General features: G+C 59.7%; 8 protein-coding genes. 7 read left to right on the plus strand and 1 reads right to left on the minus strand.

Annotation, left to right across the window (positions count from 1 at the left end):
* Window position 1: 1 nt before the first annotated feature.
* On the minus strand, window positions 2-964 hold the full coding sequence (locus JWQ61_RS09685; protein ID WP_304360346.1) for a MurR/RpiR family transcriptional regulator: 963 nt from the start codon (window positions 962-964) through the stop codon (window positions 2-4).
* A 251-nt stretch (window positions 965-1,215) separates the two neighbouring features.
* Between JWQ61_RS09685 and JWQ61_RS09690 the strand changes: the two genes are divergently transcribed.
* The 7 genes from JWQ61_RS09690 to JWQ61_RS09720 all read left to right on the plus strand — a co-directional run.
* Window positions 1,216-2,064: a transporter substrate-binding domain-containing protein gene (locus JWQ61_RS09690; protein ID WP_304360347.1), complete on the plus strand. Its 849-nt coding sequence runs from the start codon at window positions 1,216-1,218 to the stop codon at window positions 2,062-2,064.
* Window positions 2,065-2,074: 10 nt separating this feature from the next.
* A complete protein-coding gene (locus tag JWQ61_RS09695) occupies window positions 2,075-2,698 on the plus strand; it encodes an urea carboxylase-associated family protein (RefSeq protein ID WP_304360348.1) in 624 nt (207 codons plus the stop codon).
* Between the two features lie 12 nt (window positions 2,699-2,710).
* Window positions 2,711-3,346, plus strand: coding sequence for an urea carboxylase-associated family protein (locus JWQ61_RS09700; RefSeq protein ID WP_304360349.1), 636 nt, complete (start codon window positions 2,711-2,713; stop codon window positions 3,344-3,346).
* 20 nt (window positions 3,347-3,366) lie between these two features.
* Window positions 3,367-4,041, plus strand: a complete 675-nt coding sequence (locus JWQ61_RS09705) for an amino acid ABC transporter permease (RefSeq protein ID WP_304360350.1) — start codon at window positions 3,367-3,369, stop codon at window positions 4,039-4,041.
* A complete protein-coding gene (locus tag JWQ61_RS09710; protein WP_304360351.1) occupies window positions 4,038-4,712 on the plus strand; it encodes an amino acid ABC transporter permease in 675 nt (224 codons plus the stop codon). The genes JWQ61_RS09705 and JWQ61_RS09710 overlap by 4 nt, the downstream gene beginning before the upstream one ends.
* A gap of 1 nt (window position 4,713) precedes the next feature.
* Window positions 4,714-5,583 (plus strand): amino acid ABC transporter ATP-binding protein, encoded by an 870-nt coding sequence (locus JWQ61_RS09715; protein ID WP_304360352.1) that lies wholly within the window; start codon window positions 4,714-4,716, stop codon window positions 5,581-5,583.
* Window positions 5,576-6,263: urea carboxylase-associated family protein (locus JWQ61_RS09720; protein ID WP_304360353.1), on the plus strand; the 688-nt coding region annotated here is incomplete at its 3' end. The genes JWQ61_RS09715 and JWQ61_RS09720, both read left to right, overlap by 8 nt.

Raw genomic sequence — 6,263 nt, forward strand, 5'->3', positions numbered from 1 at the left:
GTCACTCCAGCTCTTGCAGCAGCTGATGCATGATCTCGGCCTTCTGCAAATGCTTTTCGCCATTCCCCACCAATTCCTGCGCCACCAGCGAGCAGATCAAATTTACCAGCGCCGCGACGCCTACGACACTGTCAAACAGCATGAGGCCGTCGGTGTGGCATCGGATGACCCAGGTAGCAAGTCGCGCCGGCTTGCCGCCGACTACGTCCGACAAGTAAAGCGTTGGCACTTTTGCTTGCGCGAACGCCGTTGCAACCAGCCCGGTTATTGGCACACGGCGTCGAAAACCAATGTTGATAGCAACATCTTCCGGGGTAAGGTCGCCGAGATATTCGGCCAGGGTATCGCCTGGCGCCGGCAGCACAACGATATTCGAACGGACTTGCACCAGCTCGCGCCGAATCATCATCGCGACCGTATGGCTGTGCCGATGGCCGACGATAACAACCCGTTTCGCGCGAGCGAGATGGCCTACCACCTCGACCAGCACACTGGTATCCAATGATTTATAGGTGTTGGCGAGATTGCCTATCTCATGTTCGAGATGCGCCTGGATCACGTCGTCCAGTTGGGTCCCTCTGCGCATCCGCTCCTGGTGATACAGCGGCGACCCGCTCAGTTGCGTTTCCCGCGCAATCGCCCGGACGTCTTCATAAGACGCATAACCGAGCTTTTTAAAGAAGCGCGTTGCGGTCGCCTTGGAGACCTGCGCGGTGGCGGCAAGCTCGGTGGCCGTTTGCATCGCAAGCTGGCCCGGCGCACTCAAGATAACGTCAGCTAGCCGCTGATCGATTTCGGAGAACTTGTCGTAGCACTCGGCAATGCGGCTTTCGATCGATGTCTGTCGCCGCTTTTCTTTTTTTGTATGGGTTGCTGGCATGTGGTATCGGGTTGAAAGTTGAGAAATGTCCAGAAGTCTGCGCCAGTGTATGCCTGCGGCAGCATGATTGGAAAGATCGTGCATGCTCGCTGCGAAATCTCGTGCGATCGGCTCGAATATGGTGCATACGCACACATTCGGGGCATAAATAACCTGGCAGACCGGTCTCGATTATAAGTCTGGCCTTGGCGCGAAAGAAACAATAGTTTCACAGTTTAAACATAAGAAACAACAGTTTCTATAGACAAGCATGATGTCCACTGTGCCGCAGTCGGCAAACTGGCATGGATCATGCTGATGCAGCTGTACAGCCCACGTCTACCAGGAGATCTTCCATGTTCAAGCGTCGCATCCCCCTTCTCGCCCTGACGGCCTTAGTCTCGGCAATCACTTTCGGCAATTCAGTCACGGCGCTTGCCGATACGCTCGATGACATCAAGAGCCGCGGCAAGATGATCGTAGCGATCGACCCCACCTTTGCGCCGTACGAATACACCGATGCCAACAACGCCATCGTCGGCTACGATCCGGCGCTCATGGCTGCCGTCGCCAAGCGCTTGGGCGTTACGATCGAATATCAGCGAATGGCTTTCAGCGGGATCATTCCCGGCCTGCTGGCACATTCGTTCGATCTCGAAGGTTCGGCGCTGAACGTCACCGCGGAACGCGCCAAACGCCTTGCCTATACGGTGCCGACCAGCAAAACCGTCAACGGCCCGCTGGTGCGTACGGATTTCACGAAGATTCCGTCCAAGGCAACGGTTGAATCGCTGGCGGGACTCACCGGCGCAGTCAAGGCCGCGACCGCGCCTGAGCAGATCCTCAAGCAGTTCAACCAGACCCTGGAAGCAAAAGGTCTGGCGCCTATCCAGATCTTGAGCGTCGATACCGTCGACCAGACGGTCGCCGCCCTCATGACGAAACGCGCTGACTTTGTATTTGACGATCTCACGGTCCTGGCCGGTGTCGTAAAACAATATGCGGGAAAGGTCAAGACGACCGGCGAACTCGGACCGTCGCAATGGATCGCGTGGGCGACGCGGAAGGACGATACACGTCTCAACGAGGCGATCAGCAACGCGATTCTGCAGATGAAGAAATCAGGAGAACTGGTGGCCCTGCAGAAGGCAAATCTCGGAGTGACGTTCGAATTGCCTTCCAAAGATTTTATACCGGCACAATGAGGCACGCACTGTGACTACTCAGGCAAAAATACTTTTGGTCAAGGCAGGACATGGCCTGACCTTCGAGGTGAAGACCGGGCAGCGCCTGACGATCAGCGATGTCGATGGCCAGCAGGCGGCGGATTTCGTCGCCGTCGCTGCGGCTGACAGGACCGAAAAGCTTTCACCCACCCACACGCGCCGGCAGCTCGGTTCGCTCTTTTTTGCCGTCGGCGATGCCCTCTATTCATCGCTCGGAAGGCCATTGCTGCGCGTCGCCGAAGACACCGTCGGCATTCACGACGCCAACGTCCCTGCATGCGACGACACACGCTTCACCGTCGATTTCGGCGTGGACGGGCATCGGAACTGTCTCGACAACATGCATGAGGGGCTGGCGCATTTCGGGCTATCGCCGTTCGACGTTCCCGAGCCTTTCAACCTGTTCCAGAACGGACCCGTCACCGCCGACGGCCGCATGAGGGTAACCGATCCGACCAGCAAGCCTGGCGATTACATCACCTTCGATGTGCTGGACGACCTGATCTGCGCAGTGTCTTCCTGTCCGCAAGACATCATTCCTGGCAACGGCCTGAAGGTTACCGATATCGCCATCTCCATCCTGCCGGCGCCGCTTGATGCGGCCGGCGCTTGAACGGACCGCACCATGCTTCTTCTGAAAGAACCGACCACTCGCGCACCACTTCCTCCCCGCATAATCGAGGTGCCTGCCGGTGAAAGCCGTGCGATCGACATTCCCCGCGGCCAGATTCTGCGCATCGAGGCGAGCCAGCCCGGCGCCGTTGCGTCGCTGTTCGGCTTTAGCCGCGATAATGCCGATGTATTCATGTCCGTCCATCACACGCGCGTGTTCAGCAACTCCTATGTGCTGCAGGCGGGCATGCGTATCGTCACCAACCGCCGCCGAGCGCTGATGGTGCTGGGTAAGGACAACAGCGGCAAGCACGATCTGCTGCTGCCGGCTTCCACCACCGCATTTCTCGAAAAAAATGGCTACCTGGGCCAGACCGGCTGCGTCGAGTCGGTCAGCGCAGTTATCCGCGAATGGGGGCTGACGCCGCCCAAGCTGCCCGATCCGATCAACCTGTTCATGCATGTCACGCTGCATCAGGATGGCCGGATCGAAGCACTGCCTAATACCACCCGGGCAGGCGATTTCGTCGCCTGCAGGGTGGTGATGGATATGGTATTCGTGGTCTCGGCCTGCTGCACAGGTATCGCCGGCAACGACGTTCCGGCAGCCCTTAAAGTGGTTGCGGCAGAAGAACTCGACGACCTTTGATTTTCTTGGAAAGCTTCGCCATGTGGTTTGACCCACGTATCCTCGCAAGCATGCCAGCGCTGCTCGACGGCCTGCTGTTCACCCTGGGGCTGACGCTGTTCGGCGCAGCGGGCAGCCTCGTGTTCGGCCATCTTGCGCTTGCCATGCAGCTGGGCCGGCATGCGCCCCTGCGCTGGGCGGCGAGGCTTTACATCAGTTTCATGCGAGGGACGCCGTCGCTGGTCCAGCTGTTCATCTTGTTCTTCGCGCTGCCGCTGGCCGGTCTCGGCGGCCGTCCCATGCTTGCCGCCACGCTGGCGCTGGGGCTCAATAGCGGCGCCTATACGGCTGAGATTCTGCGCGGCAACCTGCGCGTGGTGCCAGCCGGCCAGATTGAAGCAGCGGTCGCCCTCGGCATGCCGCGATGGCGGATCTGGACCCGTGTGCTGCTGCCGCAAATACTGACGGCAAGCCTGCCGGCGCTGATCAACGAATTCACGATCCTGCTCAAAACCACGCCGCTGGCATCGGTGGTCGCCGTCACGGAGCTGACCTATGCGGGGCAACTGGTGATCGCCCGCACCTATGCCTCGACACAGGTCATGCTGTTGGTCAGCATCGGCTACCTGGCCATAGCGTTGCCAGTGATCCATTTCTCCCGTAGCGCCGAACAATCGCTTCTCGCCCGGCGCCTGGCGGACGGGGGACCCAGATGATTTTCGACCTGAGCGTTCTGACCGATTACTGGCCCAACTTGCTTAGCGGCTTTGGAAACACCCTCTGGCTGTGCGCGGCAAGTGCGGCAGCGGCGGGAATATTCGGCATAGTGCTCGCGGTCGGACAACAGCGCGGAGGCCCGGTCCTGGCTAAGCTGATTCGCGCATATACCGCAATCACGCTTGGTTTGCCGCTGCTAGTCCTGCTCTACGTGATGTTCTTCGTGCTGCCGCAATACGGGATCACGCTGCCATCGAAAATCGTCGGCATAGCAACGCTTGCGATCTACTACGCCCCCTATGTCGCCGAGGTAATCAGGGCAGCGGTCGCGGCGGTTCCGGCCGGCACCGTCGAGGCGGGCGTGGCGATCGGCATGTCGAATTTCGCCATCGCACGCCGCATCGTCGCTCCGCAGGCGCTGCCGCTGCTTTTGCCGACGATGACCGGACTGATGATCGGCCTGGTCAAGGACTCGGCGCTGCTCTCCGTTATCTCGGTGCACGAATTCATGTTCGCGGCGAAAGGCGTGGTATCGGACACGTATGCGCCGCTTGAAGTCTATTTCGTCGTGGCGCTGGCCTATTGGGGCGCCACTTCGCTTATTAATTTTTCAACACGCCTGTGGGAGCGCCGACTCGGCCGCGCACAGTTCGCCATGCTGCCTCGCTGAGATGATGATGAATACACCTGATGCCAGCACACCTGTCGCGTTAAAGGCCGACGATATCGTCAAGTCGTTCGGCACGAACAGAATACTTGACCGGGTGAGCCTTAGCGTTGCGCGCGGCGAAGTGGTCTGCATCCTGGGGCCCTCCGGTTCCGGAAAATCGACGCTGCTGCGCTGCCTCAACTGGCTCGCGCCGCCGGACGAAGGCGCGGTCTGGCTCGGCAATGAAAGACTGGGAGTGCGCGATGCCGGGGACGGCCGCGTGCATTCGCGTCCCGAGCGGGAGATCCGCCGGCAGCGCAGCCGCATCGGCATGGTGTTTCAGAGTTTCAATCTGTGGCCACACATGACCGTGCTGGAGAACGTCATGGAAGGCCTGCTGTCCGTCAAGCGCCTGGCGCGGCTCGAAGCCGGCGACCTGGCGGTGGAAGCATTGCGCCAGGTCGGCCTCGGCCATAAACACACGGCCTATCCGGCCAGTCTGTCGGGCGGCCAGCAGCAACGCGTCGGCATCGCCCGTACGCTGGCGATGGCGCCGGAAGTGATCCTGTTTGACGAGCCGACCAGTGCACTCGACCCTGAGCTGGTTGGCGAGGTGCTGGCCGTCATGCGCGGCCTCGCCGCCCAACAGACAACAATGATCGTCGTGACGCATGAAATCGGTTTCGCAAAAGAAGTAGCGGACCGCGTCGTTTTTATGGATGCCGGACGCATCGTGGAACAAGGCCCTCCTGCGCAGATTTTTGAGGCGCCCTCCTCCGACCGGCTGCGGCAATTCTTAAGCCGCTTTACGCAAGCGTCCGCCCGCACACCGGCCGCCGGGACGGCAGATGCGCCAGGCGCTGCAGATACCTTCAAGCATTTCAATGCCTGACGATACCGCTTCTGTTTCCTTCACTTTTTTCGGCTCAATCATGACACTCACTTCATCCGACCACGACAACAAGCATACTCTCACCGTTCCCGCCGGCCACGGCAAAGCCGTTCGCCTGAGCGCGGGGCAATCGGTGCGCATCATCAACACGCACGGTACACAGGTGGTGGACTGCTGGGCCTGGAATGCATACGACCTGCACGAATACATGTGCATGGAGACAACCCGGGTCTGGAACCAGCGGCTCAATCCGATTGTCGGCGACAGTTTCGTGACGAACCAGCGTCATGCGATCCTGACGGTAATCGAAGACACCACACCTGGGGTGCACGATACATTCATGGCTGCCTGCGACCGCAAGCGTTATGAACTGCTCGGGGTGCGCGGCTATCACCGCAATTGCTGCGACAATATGTTCGAAGGCATGTTCGAGCTAGGCGTCACGCCGCCGCGGCCGAACCTTGCATCATTCAACATCTTCATGAACATTCGCGTCCAAGCCGATGGCATCACGTTGAAGACTCTGCCCACGGTCACGCAGCCGGGCCAATACCTGACGCTGCGGGCCGAGATGGATTGTTTCGTCGCCTTCTCCGCATGCCCTCAGGACATCGTCAAAATACAAGGCCAGGGGGACAATACGCCGAAACCGGTCGAATTAGCGCTTCTTGATGCGGGCT

This window comes from Collimonas fungivorans, assembly GCF_028292705.1.
Classification (GTDB): domain Bacteria; phylum Pseudomonadota; class Gammaproteobacteria; order Burkholderiales; family Burkholderiaceae_D; genus Collimonas; species Collimonas fungivorans_B.